The organism is Polaromonas sp. P1_H6, assembly GCF_056405195.1.
Genome location: NZ_JBFUCN010000001.1, coordinates 386,199 through 404,066 on the forward strand (window position 1 = coordinate 386,199; position 17,868 = coordinate 404,066).

Below are 17,868 nucleotides of genomic sequence, written 5' to 3' on the forward strand. Positions count from 1 at the left end.
GACAACCTCAGCGGTTTATTGCGCGGGCAACGCGGGTGCGTCGGCCTGGAACCACTTCTTGTAGATGGCGGCATAGCTGCCGTCGGCCTTGACGGCGGCGAGGCCCGCGTTGAGCTTGTCCAGCAGCGCCTTGTTGCCCTGCTTCACGACGATGCCGAAGTATTCCTTGGGGAAGCTGGCGTCGGACACGGTCTTGAGCTGCTTGTGTTCCTGGGTGCGGAAGGCGATCACGCCGTTGTCGCCGATGGCGGCGTCCAGGCCGTTGTTGGCCAGCTCGGAGATCACCACGGGGGTGCTTTCAAAGCGGCGGATGTCAGGGTTGGTCTTGCCGAACTCGCGCGAGGCCATGTCGTCGCCGGTGCTGCCGGTGACCACGCCGATCTTCTTGCCGGCCAGGTCTTTCAGGCCCTTGGCCGTGCTGTTGCTGTGCACGGCGATCAGCTGGCGCGCCTCGAAGTAGGGGGTGGTGAAGTCGTAGGACTGCTTGCGCTTGTCGTTGATGGTGACGCCGGAGATGACGAGGTCGACGTCGCCGTTGTTGAGGGCCGCGAAGATGCCGGTCCAGGGCGTGTTGACGATCTTGATCTGCAGGCCGGCCTTTTGGGCGATGGCCTTGATCATGTCCACGTCGTAGCCGACGATCTCTTTGGTCGGGCTTTCATAGGCAAAAGGGCGGTAGGTGGCGCTGGAGCCGACGACCAGCTCCTTGTTCTGGGCGTGGGCGGCGCCGAAGGCGAGGGTCAGCAGGCCGGCGGTGGCGGCGATCTTGTGCAGGAGGTTCATGGTGATTGTCCGGAAAGGAGAGGTGAAAAATGCTTGCCGGCCCCGCATGGGAGGCGAAAAAGCGAAAGTAGCCAATGGTAACGCCTGCAAAAGCCGTGCCCGGCGGCCGGCGGGCAGGGTTTTCGCTGAGAGGGATGGGCGGAGGGGGAAAGAGCTCAAGGAGGGGCCCCAAAAGGGGGCCCCGGGGGCGCTCAGGCCCTGAGTTGCCGGTTGAAAAACGCCACCGTGCGCTCCCAGGCCAGTTTGGCGGCGGTGGCGTCGTAGCGCGGCGTGGTGTCGTTGTTGAAGCCGTGCTGGGTGCCGGGGTACTGGTAGGCGGTGTAATTGGCGCCGGCCGCCTTCAGGGCCGCCTCGTAGGCGGGCCAGGAGGCGTTGATGCGCTCGTCGACCGCCGCGAAATGGATCAGCAGCGGGGTTTTGACCTTGGCGGCGTCTTCCACCGGGGGCTGGTTGCCGTAGAAGGGCACGGCCGCATTGAGTTCGGGCAGCCGGGTGGTCAGCGTATGTGTCATGCCGCCGCCGTAGCAGAAGCCGACCACGCCCAGCTTGCCGCTGCAGTCGTCCCTGGCTTTGAGCCAGGTAACGGCGGCCACGAAGTCCTCCGTGCACTTGCGCTGGTCGAGTTTGGCAAACAATTCGCGCGCCTTGTCCTCGTCGCCGGGATAGCCGCCCAGGGGCGTGAGGGCGTCCGGCGCGAAGGCGAGGAAGTTGTCCAGCGCCAGGCGGCGCGTGATGTCTTCTATATGAGGGTTCAGGCCCCGGTTCTCATGGATGACCAGCACGGTGGGCAGCTTGCCGGTGGCGTTGGCCGGCTTCGCGAGGTAGCCCTTGACGGTGCCGGTGCCGGCGGACGACGGGTAGCTGACCATCTCGGTCTTCAGGCGCTTGTCGTCTTTGGGGATTTGCTGCCCCGCAGCAAAGTTCGGGCTCAAGGCGGCCAGCAGGGCGGTGGCCGTCATGCCGGCGGTGGCGAATTTCTGGGCGCGTTCCAGGAAGCCGCGCCGGTCCAGGGTGCCGTGCACATAGGCGTCAAACAGAATCAGCAGTTCCTGGTCAAAGTCCTGGGCAGTCTTGAGTGGCATGGCGGCTCCTGCAAAAAGTCCAGCATAACGATTCAGGCGCCGCCTTGCAAAGAGTGCCTTGCCCGCCACACCGCGGCGGGGTGGCCGATGCTGGCCTGCTATGAAACAAATAGCTGCTGGCGCTCATGCCGGCTGGGCTGGGAGCCTTGTTATGCCTGCGGCGGGCGGAAAACCGGCAAAAACCTGTTTTAATAATGCCTTGGCCGCCGGCCGCTCAAATTGACACGGCGGGCTTTCTGTGACTCACTGGCTCACCGGCCTGCCGGCCGCACTGCCTCCGGCAGCGGCGCCCCACAACGAGGAGAACCGCATCTTGAACCTGATTTCATGGCTGATGGCATTGCTGGGCGTGGCCGTGGGCGCGCTGGCCGGGATCCTGTTGTACGCCCGCGCCTTGCGCAAAAAGGCCGGCGAAAATCTGCGCGTTCCCAAAAAATGGCCGCTGACCGCGCGCGGCGTCGTGACCAACGATGAATATGAAGTCTGGAAATGGATGCGCAGCACCTTTCACGACCACGTGGTGATGCTCAAGCTCCCGGTGCTGCGCTTCACCATTCCTGTCGAAAAAGACAAGGACAAGGAAAAAAACAAGGAAAAGAAAGAACGCCTGCTCGAACTGCTCAACGGCGTCTATACGACCTTCACCGTCTGCACGCTGGACGGCAAGGTGGTGGGCTGTGTCGACCTGCGCGGCAAGCGCGATGTGAGCCGGGCCAGCCGCGAACTCAAGGAAAACCTGCTGTCCGATTGCGGCATCGCCTACACCACGGTGAAGGCCAGCCGACCGCCCAGCGTCAGCGCCATGCGCGCGGCCTTCCTGGGTGAAATCCCCGAAGAGCTGATCCAGGAAGACCAGGAGACGCGCGGCGGCGACAGCAGCTTCCATGCCGACCTGGAGTCTTTCACCCGGGAGCGCATGAAGGCCGCCAAGGACGCCGCGCTCAAGGAACTCAACAAGGAAACCAAGCAGGAGGCCGCCCAGGCCGCCGCCAATCGCAACATCGGCTTCAACCCCGACGGCACCGGCGGCCTTCGCATCGACAAGGGAGACCGTTTTGCCATGCAGTGGGAGGACTCCTTCATCGAACCCGCGGATGCGCGGCCCGCCAAGCTCGAATAAGGGCCGGCCTATGAGCGCGGGCCCCCAGCAGGTGTTTGCCCCGGCACGCCTCCAGCCTTTCAGTCTTGTCCCCCTCGCCATGAAAAAGCCATCGTGAGCAGGCTGGGCCATACCCGCGACAAGATCTACAAGACCGTGGCGCGGCAGCTTCATGGCGTGGTGCCGTGCTGGATCTGCGGCGAACACGTCACGCCCGAGGCTGCGACTCTGGAGCACATCCAGCCGCTCAGCGAGGGCGGCAACAGCCACGCGGAAAACCTCGCCATCAGCCATGAAGTCTGCAACGGCCAGCGGCATGCCGTGGGCACGGTGCCAGCCTCGGCCGCCGCGCCCGGGCGCGTGCTCAGGCGCGCGGCGGCGGACCCTGGCGTTACCGCATGAGGCCGGGCTGGTTGCGGGGTGTGTTGGTGCTGCCGGCCGTGTTGCTGGCCGGCCTGGCCTTTTCGGCCCCCGCGCAGAAGCCGGGCCCAGCCAGGGCGCAGCCGCCCGCCGCCGCTGTGGCGGAGGCCGATGCGGGCCCCGGGCTCGCCATAAGCAACGAAAGCCGCTACGCGCTGTCGCGTTCTTTTACCTACCTGGAGGACGCCGGCGGCGAACTGGTGCTGGCCGATATCCTGAAGCCCGAGGCCCAGGCGCGCTTCCAGCCGGTGCCGCAAACCGGCCCGGCCACCAATTTCGGGCTGACCCGTTCGGCCATCTGGCTGCGTGTGACCTTGCGCGCCGCCCGCGACGCGCCCGCCGACTGGATGCTGGAGCTGGCCTACCCGCCGCTGGACAGGCTGGAGCTGTACGCGCCGGACGGCAAGGGCGGCTTCAGCCGCCAGGTCGGCGGCGACCTGTCTCCTTTTGCCGAGCGGGCCGTGGTGCACCGCAACCACGTGATGCCGGTGCGTCTCAAGCCCGGCGCCGCCAGCACCTTGTACCTGCGGGTCAGTTCGGGCGGGACGGTGTCGGCGCCGGTGAACCTGTGGCAGCCCGCGGCGCTGTGGCGGCACGACCAGGCCGAGTACGCCACCATCAGCCTGTATTTCGGGCTGCTGATTGGCTTGCTGCTGTACAACCTGCTGCTGTTTTTCTCGGTGCGCGACCGGGCCTATGTGATTTATGTGGCCTTCGTGGCCTGCATGGCCCTCGCGCAGGCGGCCCTGACCGGCTTCGGCGCGCAGTTTCTCTGGCCGGGACAGCTCTGGTGGAACAGCGTCTCGCCGCCTGCCGGCATGGCCTCGACCGCGGTCTTCGGGCTGCTGTTCGCGCGCAGCTTTTTGTCCAGCGCGCTCAGGATGCCGCGCCTGGACCGGCTCATGCTGGCGCTGGTGGCCGGTTGGCTGCTGACCTTGCTGGCGGCGCTCACGCTGCCTTATGTAGTGTCTTCGCTGATGGTGACGGTGCTGGCCGTCTTCAGCGTGGTCACCCTGGTGGTGGTGGGCGTGCTGAGCGTGCGCTCCGGCCACCCGGGCGCGAAATACTTCCTGGCGGCCTGGGCGCTGCTGCTGGTGGGTGTGGTGACGCTGGCGCTGCACAACACGGGCATGCTGCCATCGCATGCGCTGACGGCCAATTCGCTGCTGATAGGTTCGGCGCTGGAGATGGTGGTGCTGTCCTTCGCGCTGGCCGACCGCATCAACGTCACGCGACGCGAGAAGGAGCAGGCGCAGGCGCGCACCCTGGCCGAGCACGCCATGGTGGAGGCGCTGAGCGTTTCGCAGGAGAATTTCCGCACGCAGCTCAAGGAGCGCGAGATGATCCTGGAAAACTCCATCGTCGGGATCGCTTTCCTGACGCCGGACGGGCGCTTTCGCTGGGCCAACCAGGCCATGCTGGAAGTCTTCGGCGCCGGCAGCAATGAGTTGACCTCGATGGAGCCCTTTTACCTCTCGCGTGAGGAATACATCCGGGTGGGCGGCGAGGTGGCGGCCTGCGTCAGCCGCGGCGAAAACTACGAGGCCGAGATCCAGGTGAAGCAGTTCGACGGCACGCTGATCTGGGTGTCGCTGTCGGGCAAGGCCGTCAGCGAGCGCGACCTGAGCCAGGGCACGGTCTGGGTCATCATCAACATCACGCGCCGCAAGGAACTGGAAGCGCAGCTGGTGCGCACCTCGTCGGAGCGCGGCGCCATCCTCAACAGCGCGCTGGTGGGCATCGTGCTGTCGGTGAACCGCCGCCACGAGTGGGTCAACGAGAAGTTCGCGCAGATGATGGGCAGCCGGCGCGAAGACCTTATGGGCCAGCCTTCGAGCTACATCCATCCCGACCTGGCGACCTGGGAACAGTTCGGCAAGGAGGCGCGCGAAACCCTGATCGCCACCGGCAGCTACATCAGCGAACGCCAGCTCAAGCGCCGCGACGGGCAGCTCTTCTGGGTGCAGATGGCCGGCAGCTGCGTGCAGCCGAAAGACCCCGACTCGGGTGTGATCTGGGCCTTCCTCGACATCACCGAGCGCAAGAAGTCGGAAGAGGACACGCGCGAGGCGCTGGAGCAGCAGCGCGCGCTCAACGAGCTTCGCACCCGTTTTGTGGCTATGACCAGCCATGAGTTCCGCACGCCGCTCTCGGGCATTCTTTCGGCCGAGGAGTTGCTGCGCCACTACGGCAACCGGTTGCCCGAATCCGAGAAGCTCGAGATCCTCGACAGCATCGCCGCGGGCGTGAAACGCATGACGCGCATGCTGGACCGCGTGCTGCTGCTGGGCAAGGCCGATGCGCAGATGCTGGAGTTCGAACCGCATCCGCTGGACCTGCAGGCGCTGTGCCGCCAACTGGTCGAGGAAGCGCGAACGCAGCAACCCGACAGCCTGTGCGAGCTGCGCCTGGACTACGAAGCCGGGACAGGGCAGGGCCTTTACGACGAGAAGTTGTTGCGCCACATCTTCAGCAACCTGCTGTCGAACGCGGTCAAGTACTCGCCGCTGGGCGGCCTGGTGCTGTTCCGCGTGCGCACCGAGCAGGACGTGGTCATCCTGGAAGTCGCGGACGAAGGCATAGGCATTCCGGAGGACGAGCTGCCGCACCTGTTCGAGTCCTTCCACCGCGCCAGCAATGTCGGCACCATCCAGGGCACGGGCCTGGGCTTGGCGATCGTGCGCAACGCGGTCGACATCCACGGCGGCACCATAGACGTGCGCAGCAGCGCGGGCTCGGGGACCACGTTTACCGTGCGCCTGCCGGTGCGGCATTGACCGGGCCAGCATGACCTCGCCGCTCATGATCCAAAGGCGCCGGCTGCTCCAGTCGCTGGCGCTGGCCGGTGCCGGCTGCTACCTGCCGGGCAGGGCGGCTGCGCAAGTTCGGCTCTCCGGCAATCCCTTCACGCTGGGCGTTGCCAGCGGTTCACCCACCCATGACTCGGTCGTGCTCTGGACCCGGCTGGCCCTGGACGGTGAAGAGGCCCTGCGGCTGCTGTCCGCGCCGGTGGCCGTGCGCTGGGAACTCGCGCATGACGAAGCTTTCACCCGCATCGTGCAGGCCGGCCAGGCGCAGGCCGTGGCGGAACTGGCGAATTCGGTGCATGTGGAGGTGCAGGGACTGGAGCCCGACCGCTGGTATTTCTACCGTTTCGCCGTGGGCGGCGCCCTCAGCGCCACCGGTCGCACGCGCACCTTTCCCGCGGCCGATGCGGTGGTGGCGCGGCTGCGGCTGGCCTATGCGTCCTGCCAGCGCTGGGAGCACGGCTATTACAGCGCCTACCGGCACATGCGGGATGAGAACCTCGACCTGGTGATGTTCCTGGGCGACTACATCTATGAATACCCCAATGCCGGCCAGGCCGTGCGCGTGCCCACCGGCGGCTGGGTGCTGACGCTGGACGACTATCGCCGGCGCTATGCCCTGCACAAAAGCGATGCCGACCTGCAGGCCATGCACGCGGCCTGCCCCTGGCTGGTGACCTGGGACGACCACGAGGTGCAGAACGACTACGCGGGTGCATCGCCCGGCAACAGCGGGCCGCCGGCGGCTGATTTCGCGGCCCGGCGCGCGGCGGCCTACCAGGCCTTTTATGAGCACATGCCGGTGCGCGCCTCGGTGCTCACGCGCGCGGTGGCCGGCCTGGCCGGCGGCGCCGAGATGCGTATCTACCAGCGCGTGCCTTACGGCCGGCTGGCTTCGCTTTACATGCTGGACGCGCGGCAATACAAGGACGCGCAGGTTTGCACGCGTGACTGGCGGGCCGGCTCCAGCACGCTGAACCCGGCCGGCTGCGCTGCCTGGAAAGACCCGGCGCGCAGCATGCTGGGCGCGCAGCAGGAAGGCTGGCTCGATGCCGAATGGGGCGGCGGCGCCGGCAAGGCGACGGGCTGGAACCTTGTGGGCCAGCAGTCGCTTTTCGGCCGGCGCGATTTCCGCCCCGGGCCCGGCCAGGTGCTCTGGAACGACGGCTGGGACGGCTATGCGGCGGCGCGGACACGCTTCACGGATTCGCTGCGCAAGCACGCCGTGGCCAACCCGGTGCTGCTGGGCGGCGACGTGCACGAGAACTGGGTGGGCCACATCAAGGCCGACTATGAGGACGCGGCCAGCGCGGCCGTCGGCACCGAATTTTGCGGAACCAGCATCAGCTCGCGCTCGTCCAGCGGCGCCAAAACCCCCGACACCCTGGCCGAGAACCCGCACTTCGTGTTCGCCGATTCTGAACGCAGGGGCTATGGCGTGGTGGAGTTGACGCCGGGCATGCTGACGACCACGCTGCGCGCGGTGGACGATGTGACACGCGCCGACAGCGGGGTGCAGACGCTGGCGCGTTTCGCGGTGCAGGCCGGGCGGCCGGTGGTCGAAAAAGCCTGAGTCCGGCGGCAGCCGGCAGTCTTGCCGCCTAGGCCTTGTAGTTCGCCGACAGGCCTTTGTCCAGGAAGGCCTTGTTGGCCTCGCGCACCTTCGCGGCCTCATCGTCATAGAGGAAGGGCAGGAAGGCATAACGCCGCCCCTGCGTCACCGTGGACACGGCATGCAGCAAGGAGCAGGAGAACACCACCGCGCCACCCACGGGGGGTTTGTACGACCGGGTGCCGTATTCCGGGAAGCAGACCTCGCCGCCCTCGAAATCATGGTTGAGGTTGATGGACACGGCGAAGCGCCTGTGGGCCGTGCCGCGGGTGGTGTTGTCGCGGTGGGCGCGGAAATGAGCCTCCTGGTCGGCCCTGTAGCAACCGATGATGTAACGCTCCATCCGTGTAGCCTTGAACTGGTGCACCTTGGCGATCTCGGGAACCACCCGGCGGTGAATCCAGGCTTGCGCCGCTTTCATGGTGGCGGGATCGATGATGTCGTAGTCTTCGCGTCGCTTGTGTTCGTGGTCATGGGCCAGGACGGTTTTGCCGTTCTCCTCGCGCATAAAACCCGACTCCCGGCCTCCATGGGTTTCGTAAAGTGCGATGAGCTCGCGGCAAAACTCCGGCGGAAAAACATTGGGCAGCACGAGGATGGGCGCCTGTAATTCGATGCCCGCGAAACACGAGGGCGCCGGCAGCCCGTCGAGGTATGACAAAAGCGCGAGGATGTCGCCGGTATCACCGAGAGGCAGCACCTTCAGCACCCTGAGCGTCGGGTCCAGGACAAAGCACAGGCGGCGCGTCCCCGCGCGTTTTTGTTCCAGGTCCGCATCTACCGGGACCGCCCCATAAAGCGCACTGACCTGCGCGTCAAAGTCCCAGAGAAAGCGGTAGCCGGGGTAGCGGTCGGTGACGCGCTGCTCGCGTTCGTCGCCGGGGTCCAGGCTGACGCCGAAAAAAGAGCAGTGCGCGTCGTTGAAGATATCCGGCCGCTTCAAGGCCATGTCGATGGCCGCCCGGGCCAGGGGATGCGCGGCGCTCCCAAAAAAGCACAGCACGATGTAGCGGCCGGCCGCGGCATGCAGGGCATAGCGCGGGTTCGCAAAGGATTTTTGCCGGAACCAGGGCGCCGGATCGCCGGCGAGAAGATTGGAGTACCTGGCCATTTGCTGACTTGAACTTCAGAGCGGGCCGGTTTCCAGCATCCCGTTGATGACGCTTAGATCGGCCTCGTCCAGCGTGGCGTTCGCGGCTTTGAGGCGCAGTCCCTGGAGCAAGGTTTCGGCCCGCGCCTTGTACCAGTCGCGCTGGGCCGCGTACAGCTGCTGCTCGGCGTTGAGCACGTCCATGTTGATGCGCGTGCCGACGAGGTAGCCGATCTTGTTGGCGTCCAGCGAGCTTTTGCTGGACGCGATGGCCGAAGCCAGCGCCTGGACCTGCGCCGTTCCGTTGACGACGCCGGCGAAGGCCTGGCGCGCCTGGGTTGCCGCCTGGCGGCGCGCCGCTTCCAGGTCTTCCCCGGCTTTGCCCTTCAAGGCCACGGCTTCGCGAACGCGCGCCTGCACGCCGCCGCCGGCGTAGAGAGGAATGGTCAGGCTCATGCCGACCTGGCCGGAGCGTGAACGCACCGAAATATCGGCCGGGGAAGTGATGCTGCCCGAGGTGTAGTTGTTGCCGTAAGAAGCGGTCAGGTCCAGGGTCGGCGAATGCGCCGCCTGGCTTTTGGCGATCTCGCGGTCGGCGACTTCCAGTGTGGCCTGGGCGATGCGCACCTGGATGGATTGTTCGCGGGCGCTGTCCAGCCAGGGCTGGGCGCCTTCGGGCTGGATCCGCGGCAGAGGGCTGTCAGCGCGCAAAGCCGCCAGGCGGGCATGGGAAATCCCCAGGATGCGCGTCAGTTCGGCCAGCTTGTTCTGCAGTTCGTTGCCCGCCACCACCGCCTGGGCGCGAGACAGGTCCAGCCGCGACTGGGCCTCGTATACATCGGTCACGGTGCCGGTTCCGCCTTCGAAAGTGCGCCGGGCCAGGCTGCGTTGCTGCTCCATGGCGCCTGTCTGCAGGTGGGCCACCTGCTCGGCTTCCTGGGCCACCAGCACGTCAAGGTAGGCCTGCGCAGTGCGCAGGATCAGGTCCTGCTCGGCCAGACGGAACTGCGCCTCGGCCAGCAACTCCTGCTGCCCCACCTGGTCCAGGGCCGCCCGGCTGGTCGCGCGCCACAGGGGCTGGGTCAGCTGCAGGTTCCAGCTGCGGTTGTGCACGTCGCGCGCCACCGGCGCCAGTTCATTGAAAGAGGCCTGCCCGGCCTGGCGGCTGGCGGCGCCGACCAGGCTGACCGCGGGCAGCAGGGCGGCGCGCGCCTGGGGCAGCCGTTCGCGTGCGGCCTGCAGCGCATAGACGGCGCCCCGGTAAACAGGATCGCGTGCCTGGGCCTGGCGGTATACCTCCAGCAGGTCGGCGGCCGGCGCGTTGAAGGCCGCGAACAACAGCGGCAGGCCGGCCAGCCACAAGCTGCCGCGCACGGCATTTGGCGGCCTCCGCTTGTTCGATGTTTTACGTTTGAAGTGCGCCGGATGCACCGGCTCAGGTTCGGGGTGATGCACCTCGACCTCCCTGCAGTAGTGTTCAAATTTGAACCATACGGGAGGCCATGGGCGCTTCTCGGGTCAATTGTCCGCAGCCGGACTTTCATTGCGGGAAATACCCGCCCGGAACGCGATCGTGTGCCGCAGCTCAGGCCGCCAGTTCCGCTTCTTCCTCGAGGTTGTCGCTCAGGAAGCCGCCGCTCTGGTGCGCCCAGAGGCGCGCGTACAGGCCGCCGTTGGCCAGCAGCGTGCGGTGGTCGCCTTCCTCGACGATGCGGCCCTGGTCCAGCACGATGAGGCGGTCCATGGCGGCGATGGTCGAGAGGCGGTGGGCAATCGCAATCACCGTCTTGCCCTGCATCAGCGTGTTCAGGCTGCTTTGGATCGCAACTTCGACTTCAGAGTCGAGTGCGCTGGTGGCTTCGTCCAGCAGCAGGATCGGGGCGTCTTTGAGCATCACACGCGCGATCGCGATGCGCTGGCGCTGTCCGCCGGAAAGCTTCACGCCGCGTTCGCCCACGTGGGCGTCATAGCCGTGGCGGTTATGCGGGTCGGTCAGGTCGGCGATGAAGCCGTCGGCTTCGGCGCGCCGCGCGGCCATGCGCATGTCTTCGTCGCTGGCGCCGGGACGGCTGTAGGTAATGTTGTCGCGCACCGAGCGGTGCAGCAGCGAGGTGTCCTGCGTCACCATGCCGATGTGGCCGCGCAGGCTGTCCTGCGTCACGGTGGCGATGTCCTGGCCGTCGATCAGGATGCGGCCGCCGTCGAGGTCATAAAACCGCAGCAACAGGTTGACCAGCGTCGATTTGCCGGCGCCAGAGCGGCCGATCAGGCCGATCTTTTCGCCCGGCCTGACGGTCAGCGTCAGCTGGTCGATCACCGGCTTGTTTTTTCCGTAGCTGAAGTTCACGGCTTCAAAGCGCACTTCGCCGCGCGGCACGTCCAGCGCGGCCGCACCGGGCGCGTCCACGATGGTGTGAGGCCGCGACAGCGTATTGATGCCGTCCTGCACGGTGCCCACGCTTTCAAAGAGGCTGGTGGTCTCCCACATGATCCAGTGCGACATGCCCTGCAGGCGCAGCGCCATGGCGGTGGCCGCGGCCACCGCGCCCGCGCCGACCTGGCCCAGGTGCCAGAGCCACAGCGAGGTGCCGGCCATGCCGAGAATCAGGCCCATGCTGAGCGCGTGGTTAACGATCTCGAAGGCGCTGACGAGGCGCATCTGGCTATAGCCGGTCTTCATGAACTCGCTCATGGCGTCGCGGGCGCCACCAGTTTCATGTCGAAGGCAGCGGCAAGCACCGTCATGGTGGCGATGTAGACCCCCATGGCGACCAGCACGTCGGCCAGCACGAAGAGCGTGTCGCGCACGGCCAGCGCGGTCTGCATGACCTTGGTGGTCAGCCGGCCGGCGAACTCATCCTGGTAGAAGGACATGCTTTGCCCCAGCATCAGGCGGTGAAAATTCCAGCGCAACCGCATCGGGAAGTTGATGGCCAGCGTCTGGTGCTTCACGGTGGTCTGCAGCGCCACAGCCGCGATGCTGCCCACAACGATGAGCGCGAGCCAGGTCAGCGCGGTGCCGTGCTCTGCCCACAGATTGGCGGGCGCGGTTGCGCCCAACCAGTCGACGATGCGGCCCAGCATGGCGAACAGCAGCGCCTCGAAAATCGCCAGCACCGCCGAGAGCAGCGCCAGCTGCAGGATGTAGCCGCGCGCGCCTTCGGTGCAGGCCCACAGAAAGGCCATGAAACCCTTGGGCGGCAGGGAGGGATCGGCTTCGGGATAGGCGGGAAGCTGGCTTTCGAATCGCTTGAAAAAAACCATGGATGTCGCTTGTCTTTGGATGCAGGTTCCTGCTTATAAGGCCTTATGGCTGCGGGATCGTTGACTTATTCTGGAGGGATTGATGCGCCGCAGGAGATGTGGCCGTGTGTGGGCGCCTCAACTGAAAAGCTCCAGCAGGCGGTCCAGGCCCCCCTCGTTGATGGCCACCATGGCCTGCTCGCGCACGCGCGGCTTGGCATGGTAGGCCACCGAGAGGCCGGCCACACCCATCATGGGAAGGTCGTTGGCACCGTCGCCCATGGCAATCGCCTGCAGCGGGTTGATGCCCAGCTTGCCGCAGGTCTCCAGCAGCATCCTGCGCTTCTCCTCGCCGTCGCAGATGTCGCCCCAGGGCTGGTCCACCATGCGGCCGGTGAGAAAGCCGTCCTCGACTTCCAGCACGTTGGAGCGCGTGTAGTCGATGCCGAGCTCGTCGCGCACGCGGTCGGTGAAGAAAGTAAAGCCACCGCTGACCAACAGCACCTTCATGCCGGCTTCCTTGCAAGCGTGCACCAGTTCGGCGGCGCCGGGGTTGAGCTTGAGGCGCTCGTGGTAGACCTGGTCCATGCTGGCGACGCCGACTCCCTTGAGCAAGGCCACGCGCTGGCGCAGGCTCTCCTTGTAGTCGGCGATCTCGCCGCGCATGGCCGCCTCGGTGATGGCCGCCACCTCAGCCTTGCGGCCGGCGGCATCGGCGATTTCATCGACGCACTCGATGTTGATGAGGGTGGAGTCCATGTCGAAGGCAATCAGTTTGAAGCCGTCGAGTTTCAAATCAGGCGTGGAGACGTTGACGACAAGGCCGGGAGAGATTTCTGCGGGGGTCATGCGGGAGTGGCTTCCGTGGTGGGCGTGGTGGGTTGTCCGAGTGAACGCAGGACGTCGCGCACCATCTGGGCGCGGTCCTTGGGGTTTTCGAGCTCGCGCTCTATGCGCAGCTTGTCGTTGCCGGCCAGCCGGATGTGCCGGTTTTTCTGGATCAGCTGCATGATGGCCATCGAGTCGATGGGCGGGTCCTTCTTGAAGGTGATGCTGATGGCGCCGGGCGCGGCATCGACCTTGACCACGCCGTAAGGCCTGGCGATCACGCGCAGGCGGTGCACGTCGATCAGCGTCTGTGCCTGCGGCGGAAGCTTGCCGAAGCGGTCGACGATTTCCTCGAGCAGCGCGTCGATCTGGTCGGTGTTCTTGGCGGTGGCCAGCTTTTTGTAGAAGGACAGGCGCAGGTGCACGTCGCCGCAGTAGTCGTTGGGCAGCAGGGCCGGGGCGTGCAGGTTGATTTCGGTGGTCACGCTGAGCGGCGACAGCAGGTCCGGCTCGCGCCCGGCCTTGAGCGAGGCCACGGCTTCGCCGAGCATCTCGTTGTAGAGCTGGAAACCGACCTCCAGCATGTTGCCGCTCTGGTTTTCGCCCAGCACTTCGCCGGTGCCGCGGATTTCGAGGTCGTGCATGGCCAGGTAAAAGCCCGAGCCGAGTTCTTCCATCTGCTGGATGGCCTCGAGCCGCTGGCCTGCCTGCTTGGTCAGGCCCTCGATGTCGGGCACCATCAGATAGGCATAAGCCTGGTGGTGGCTGCGGCCCACGCGGCCGCGCAACTGGTGCAGCTGCGCCAGGCCGAACTTGTCGGCGCGGCTCATGACGATGGTATTGGCGGTCGGCACGTCAATGCCGGTCTCGATGATGGTGGAACACAGCAGCAGGTTGTAGCGTTGGGCGATGAAGTCTTTCATCACACGCTCCAACTCGCGCTCGGGCATCTGGCCGTGGGCCACGGCGATGCGCGCCTCGGGCAGTATCTCCTCGAGTTTCTCGCGCCGGTTCTGGATGGTCTCGACCTCGTTGTGCAGGAAATAGACCTGGCCGCCGCGCTTCAACTCGCGCAGCACGGCCTCGCGGATCACGCCGTTGTTTTCGCTGCGCACAAAGGTCTTGATGGCCAGGCGGCGCTGCGGCGCGGTGGCGATCACGCTGAGGTCGCGCAGGCCTTCGAGCGCCATGCCCAGCGTGCGCGGAATCGGCGTGGCCGTCAGGGTCAGCACGTCGACCTCGGCGCGCATGGCTTTCATGGCCTCTTTGTGGCGCACGCCGAAGCGGTGCTCCTCGTCGATGATCAGCAGTCCCAGGCGCTCGAACTTCACGTCCTGGCTCAGCAGCTTGTGGGTGCCGACCACGATGTCGACCGTGCCGTCGGCCAGGCCCTTGATGGCGGCGGTGATTTCCTTGCCCGACCGAAAGCGGCTCATCTCGGCGATCTTGACCGGCCATTTGGCGAAGCGATCCACCAGCGTCTGGTAGTGCTGCTCGGCCAGCAGCGTGGTAGGCGCCAGCAGCGCCACCTGTTTGCCGCCGGTGACGGCGATGAAAGCGGCGCGCAGCGCGACCTCGGTCTTGCCGAAGCCCACGTCGCCGCAGACCAGCCTGTCCATGGGCCGCGGGCTGATCATGTCCTGGATCACGGCGTGGATGGCGGCGCGCTGGTCGGCGGTCTCTTCAAAACCGAAGTCGTTGGCGAAGGTTTCGTAGTCGCCGGGCGAGTAGCGGAAGGCATGGCCTTCGCGCGCGGCGCGGCGGGCATAGATGTTGAGCAGCTCGGCGGCCGAGTCGCGGATCTGCTCGGCGGCCTTGCGTTTGGCTTTTTCCCACTGGCCGCTGCCCAGCTTGTGCAGTGGGGCTTCCTCGGCGCTGACGCCGGTGTAGCGGCTGATCAGGTGCAGCTGGCTGACGGGTACGTAGAGCGTGGCCTTGTCGGCGTACTCCAGGTGCAGGAACTCCTGCAGCAGCGGTGTGCCGTCGGCATTCACGCCCTGGCCCAGGTCCATGTTGATGAGGCCGCGGTAACGGCCTATGCCGTGGGCGCTGTGCACCACCGGGTCGCCGACGTTGAGTTCCGAGAGATCCTTGATCAGCGCTTCGACATCGCTGACCTGTTCCTGCTTCTTGTTGCGGCGGCGCACCGTGACGCCGGCCGCGAACAGCTCGGTCTCGGTGATGAAGTCAATGCCTTCCTCTAGCCAGCTGAAGCCGGTGTTAAGCGCCGCGGTGGCGATGCCGAGTTTTTCGTCGCTGGCCTGGAAGTCTTCGAGGGAATCGAACGCGGGCGGGCTGACGCTGCTGGCGCGCAGGAAGTCCAGCAGGCTCTCGCGCCGGCCCTCGCTTTCGGCCAGCACCAGCACGCGGTGTGCCGTGTTGCGCACATGGCCCTTGAATTTGGCCAGAGGGTCTTCGGCGCCGCGCACCACGGCCATTTCGCCGAGCTTCTGGAACTGGGCGTTGTCGGCCACGTCTTCGACCGTGGCGCGTATCGCCAGCTGGGCGTAGTCGTTGGCGCGCGCGTAGAACTGCTCGGTGCCCAGGAACAGCGATTCAGGCGGCAGCGCCGGGCGGTCGGGTGCGTCGCGCACCAGCCGGTAGCGGTCTTTGGTGTCCTGCCAGAAACGCTGGAAGGCCGGCTCCAGGTCGCCGTGCAGCACCACGGTCGCATCGTTGCCGAGGTAGTCGAACACCGTGGCGGTTTCTTCGAAGAAGAGCGGCAGGTAGTACTCGATGCCGGCGGTCGCTACGCCATTGCCCATGTCCTTGTAGATGCGGCTCTTGGTCGGGTCGCCGTCCAGCAGTTCGCGCCAGCGGCTGCGGAATTTGGCGCGCGCATCGTCGTCCATGGGGAATTCGCGGCCGGGCAGCAAGCGCACTTCGGGCACGGGATAAAGGCTGCGCTGGCTGTCGGGGTCGAAGGTGCGGATGCTGTCGATCTCGTTGTCGAACAGGTCGACGCGGTAGGGCACGGCCGAGCCCATGGGGAACAAATCGATCAGCCCGCCGCGCACCGCGTATTCGCCGGGGCTGACGACCTGGGTGACGTGGCTGTAGCCCGCCAGCGTGAGCTGGGCCCTCAGGCGCGTTTCGTCGAGCTTTTGCTTGACCTTGAAGTGGAAGGTGTAGCCGGCCAGGAAGCTGGGCGGCGCCAGCCGGTACAGCGCCGTGGTGGCGGGCACGATGACCACGTCGGCGCCGGTTTCCTTGTCGCGCTGCTGGATGCGCCACAGCGTGGCCAGGCGCTCGCTGATCAGGTCCTGGTGCGGCGAGAAGGTGTCGTAGGGCAGGGTTTCCCAGTCGGGGAACAGGGCGCAGCGCAGCTCCGGCGCGAAAAATGCGATCTCGTCCATCAGGCGCTGGGCCGTGGTGGCGTCAGAGGTGATGATGGCGGTGAGCTTGCCGGCGGCTTTTTCGCGGGTGCCCAGGCGTGCCAGCAGCAGGGCATCGGCGGAACCGGCGGGCTGGGGCAGGGTGTAGCGTTTGCCGGAGGCGAGTGGAGGTAGGTGCATTGAGCTGTGCGCGGCTGGCCAGGTTTTCAACAAGTCAATCGGAAAATCATTCGGCAAAAGGCAGGCACCCCAAACCATCCGGAGTGGGGTGCCTGCGTGTATTCAATCCCCTGATTTTAGAATCTATGATGAAGTTATGACGACAAGCCGCGCCAATATCCATTCCGGGTCCCGTTTTTTTGCCCTGATCCCCTGTGCCGGGCAGGGCAGCCGTGCCGGCACGGTCCAGGCCAAGCAGTACCAGGTGATCGCCGGACTGCCCATGGTGCGGCACACCGTGGAGGCTTTTCGGGCGCTCTCGGGCACTTTTGCCGCGCTCTGGGTGGTGATTTCGCCGTCCGACAGGGAATTTCTCAGCGTGTTCCCCGATTACAAGCAGCAAAACGAGCACCTGCTGCCGGGCGGCGGTGCGACGCGGGCGGCGACGGTGCTCAACGGCCTCAAGGCCATGGTGGCGCAGCCCGGCGGCGCCACGCTGGACGACTGGGTGCTGGTGCATGATGCCGCGCGCTGCCTGGTCATGCCCGAGCAGATCGAGGCCCTGATCGCCGCCTGCCGCAACGATGCCGTGGGCGGCCTGCTGGCGCAAAAACTGCCGGACACGCTCAAAAGCGAGCGCGGCGGCCGTGTGGCGAGCACCATAGACCGCAGCGAAAAATGGCTGGCGCAGACGCCGCAGATGTTCCGCATCGGCATGCTGATCGACGCACTGGAGAAAACCGGCGACCGCGTCACCGACGAATCCAGCGCGATGGAGGCTGTGGGCCTGGCGCCCCGGCTGGTGAGCAGCAGCGCGGAGAACTTCAAGGTCACCTACCCGGAAGATTTCGCGCTGGCGGAAGCGATTTTCGGGCGGCGCGGCAAATAGGCCCCGAATTCCACCACAACTCCGACAAAGGCATCCATGAGCAGCGTCAACTTTCGAATCGGCGAGGGCTGGGACACGCATGCGCTGGTGCCCGGTCGCAAACTGATCATTGGAGGGGTTGATATTCCCCACTCCGTGGGCCTGCTCGGCCATTCGGATGCCGACGTGCTGCTGCATGCCGTCACCGACGCCTTGCTGGGCGCTGCGGCCCTGGGCGACATCGGCTCCCATTTCCCCGACACCGATGCGCGTTTCAAGGGCGCCGACTCGTCGGTGCTGCTGGCGGAAGTGGGGCGCCTGCTGAAGGAACGCGGCCACAGCATCGCCAACATCGACAGCACCGTGATTGCCCAGGCGCCCAAGCTGGCCCCCTACATCGTGGCTATGCGGGCGAACATCGCCAAAACCCTGGGGCTGGACGTGGGCCAGGTGAACGTCAAGGCCAAAACCGCCGAGAAGCTGGGCCCGGTCGGGCAGGGCCTGAGCATGGAAGCGCGCGCGGTGGTGTTGCTGTACTGAGC

At 66.0% G+C, this 17,868-nt stretch carries 12 protein-coding genes and 1 pseudogene; 6 read left to right on the top strand and 7 right to left on the bottom strand.

Features of this window, described 5'->3' with window-relative positions; genetic code table 11:
• Window positions 1-15: 15 nt before the first annotated feature.
• Both AC1D1F_RS01865 and AC1D1F_RS01870 read right to left on the bottom strand, forming a co-directional pair.
• Complete coding sequence (locus AC1D1F_RS01865) at window positions 16-783, bottom strand: basic amino acid ABC transporter substrate-binding protein (protein WP_436154207.1); 768 nt, start codon at window positions 781-783, stop codon at window positions 16-18.
• Window positions 784-974: 191 nt separating this feature from the next.
• On the bottom strand, window positions 975-1,865 hold the full coding sequence (locus AC1D1F_RS01870) for a dienelactone hydrolase family protein (protein WP_477700638.1): 891 nt from the start codon (window positions 1,863-1,865) through the stop codon (window positions 975-977).
• Between the two features lie 313 nt (window positions 1,866-2,178).
• Between AC1D1F_RS01870 and AC1D1F_RS01875 the strand changes: the two genes are divergently transcribed.
• The 4 genes from AC1D1F_RS01875 (at window position 2,179) to AC1D1F_RS01890 (ending at window position 7,764) form a co-directional block, all read left to right on the top strand.
• On the top strand, window positions 2,179-2,985 hold the full coding sequence (locus AC1D1F_RS01875; RefSeq protein WP_477679251.1) for a DUF2726 domain-containing protein: 807 nt from the start codon (window positions 2,179-2,181) through the stop codon (window positions 2,983-2,985).
• A 93-nt stretch (window positions 2,986-3,078) separates the two neighbouring features.
• Window positions 3,079-3,366 (top strand): HNH endonuclease, encoded by a 288-nt coding sequence (locus tag AC1D1F_RS01880; RefSeq protein WP_477700639.1) that lies wholly within the window; start codon window positions 3,079-3,081, stop codon window positions 3,364-3,366.
• Entirely contained in the window at window positions 3,363-6,161 is a 2,799-nt protein-coding gene (locus AC1D1F_RS01885; RefSeq protein WP_477700640.1) for a 7TM diverse intracellular signaling domain-containing protein, read from the top strand. The genes AC1D1F_RS01880 and AC1D1F_RS01885 overlap by 4 nt, the downstream gene beginning before the upstream one ends.
• Window positions 6,162-6,171: 10 nt before the next feature.
• Window positions 6,172-7,764, top strand: a complete 1,593-nt coding sequence (locus AC1D1F_RS01890) for an alkaline phosphatase D family protein (RefSeq protein WP_477678681.1) — start codon at window positions 6,172-6,174, stop codon at window positions 7,762-7,764.
• A 28-nt stretch (window positions 7,765-7,792) separates the two neighbouring features.
• On the opposite strand, the gene AC1D1F_RS01895 is transcribed toward AC1D1F_RS01890, so the two are convergent.
• The 5 genes and pseudogenes from AC1D1F_RS01895 to mfd form a co-directional block, all read right to left on the bottom strand.
• Window positions 7,793-8,914, bottom strand: a complete 1,122-nt coding sequence (locus AC1D1F_RS01895) for a 2OG-Fe(II) oxygenase (RefSeq protein ID WP_477697130.1) — start codon at window positions 8,912-8,914, stop codon at window positions 7,793-7,795.
• 15 nt (window positions 8,915-8,929) lie between these two features.
• Window positions 8,930-10,267 (bottom strand): TolC family outer membrane protein, encoded by a 1,338-nt coding sequence (locus tag AC1D1F_RS01900; RefSeq protein WP_477697131.1) that lies wholly within the window; start codon window positions 10,265-10,267, stop codon window positions 8,930-8,932.
• Between the two features lie 211 nt (window positions 10,268-10,478).
• Window positions 10,479-12,157, bottom strand: a pseudogene (locus tag AC1D1F_RS01905) (ABC transporter ATP-binding protein).
• 117 nt (window positions 12,158-12,274) lie between these two features.
• Window positions 12,275-12,985: a phosphoserine phosphatase SerB gene (gene serB / locus AC1D1F_RS01910; RefSeq protein ID WP_477697133.1), complete on the bottom strand. Its 711-nt coding sequence runs from the start codon at window positions 12,983-12,985 to the stop codon at window positions 12,275-12,277.
• The gene (gene mfd / locus AC1D1F_RS01915; protein ID WP_477700641.1) at window positions 12,982-16,479 is read right to left on the bottom strand and encodes a transcription-repair coupling factor; all 3,498 of its coding nucleotides are present in this window, start codon (window positions 16,477-16,479) and stop codon (window positions 12,982-12,984) included. Before mfd ends, serB begins: the two co-directional genes overlap by 4 nt.
• Window positions 16,480-16,615: 136 nt before the next feature.
• On the opposite strand from mfd, the gene ispD reads away from it, so the two are divergent.
• Window positions 16,616-17,347, top strand: a complete 732-nt coding sequence (ispD, locus tag AC1D1F_RS01920) for a 2-C-methyl-D-erythritol 4-phosphate cytidylyltransferase (RefSeq protein ID WP_477675589.1) — start codon at window positions 16,616-16,618, stop codon at window positions 17,345-17,347.
• Window positions 17,348-17,383: 36 nt separating this feature from the next.
• Window positions 17,384-17,866: a 2-C-methyl-D-erythritol 2,4-cyclodiphosphate synthase gene (ispF, locus tag AC1D1F_RS01925; RefSeq protein ID WP_477675588.1), complete on the top strand. Its 483-nt coding sequence runs from the start codon at window positions 17,384-17,386 to the stop codon at window positions 17,864-17,866.
• Window positions 17,867-17,868 lie beyond the last annotated feature (2 nt).